Annotated in this window: 1 pseudogene; it reads left to right on the top strand. The window is 45.4% G+C overall.

Annotated elements, in window-relative coordinates:
• A pseudogene (locus HUS62_RS23540) lies at positions 1–1,259 on the top strand (metallophosphatase); the annotation flags it as partial.

Here is a 1,259-nt window from a genome sequence, read left to right as displayed (position 1 = left end):
AAAGCCATGGCTTTTGACGTACGTGTGATTGGTAACCACGACTATGCGTGGGGACCTGAGCAACTGTTGGACTTTGCCGATGACGATAATGCCATCGTGCTTTCAAGTAACACCGAATATGATGGTAGCAATGATACGCCGTTTGCCGGTGTTGATTTTTCGGTTGTCCAAGTAGGTTGCCTTCGTATCGGCTTTTTTGGCATGACTTCAGTGCCTTGGAATGAACTTGATGAACCAGTTGAAGACGAGCCAATTCCTGATTTTATCGCTAATTTCAAAATGAATTGGCAGTGGCAAGAAGTGGCTGAGCAGCTTGTTAACCAATACCGTCAAGATGTTGATTATATGGTCATGGTCAGTCACTTAGGTGAAGGCACTGACACCCGCATTGCACAAAATGTTACTGGAATTGATTTAGTGCTTGGTGGGCATACCCATGGCGGTGAAAGCTATCAAACCTTAGATAACGGCAGCATTGTTATTCAGCCAAACTTTTTTGCACAAGGGCTAACGGATCTTACCTTAACCTTCAACCTTGAAGACAAGACACTTGCGGATGTTGATTACAATACAGTTCCAACCACCAGCATTACGACCCTAGATGAAAGCACTAAAACCGCCATCGATGAAATCATGGGACGTTATGCTCCAGACGCAAACACCGAAATTGCCGTTTCAGAAAACTACCCTACTGCAGAAGAACTCACCACGATTACAGCCAAAGCGACTATGCAGCAGTTCCCTGCTATTGATGCCGCCTTACTTGATGCAAGCCAAGTACAAGATCGTTGGCTACCGGGTACACTAACCCAAGAAGACTTTCATGCCGCGTTTAAGGTTGAACGCCAACCATCGAATACCCCAGGCTTTAATTCAATTTATCAAGTTGCGGTGACTGGCAACCAGTTGAAAGGCATGCTCGAAAGCCAGCCAGAATGGGTATCTTTAGTGCCAGATAACATTGATGATGCAAGCACTTATCACGTTGCTCTATTTAAAGGCCCAGCGCTAAATAGCGAATTGTTCTTCCCTGCTCTGCCAAACTTAGAAGCACAATTGGTCGCTGAAAGTTGGTGGCTGCTTGATAACTACGCGCGAGCACGCACCAGCCAATGTTTATATATCGATACCGATAACATGCTTAATGCCTGTAAAGCAGATGATGCGGTCACAGTATGGAACTTTAACAACCCTGAGCAAGGCTTTAGCAGTGACTTTGGCCCTGCAACACTCAGCTTTTATGACCCTGAAGACAAAAA

It is taken from the genome of Pseudoalteromonas sp. 0303 (genome assembly GCF_013349995.1).
Classification (GTDB): Bacteria; Pseudomonadota; Gammaproteobacteria; order Enterobacterales; family Alteromonadaceae; genus Pseudoalteromonas.
This window is presented reverse-complemented; position numbering and strand designations above follow the sequence as displayed.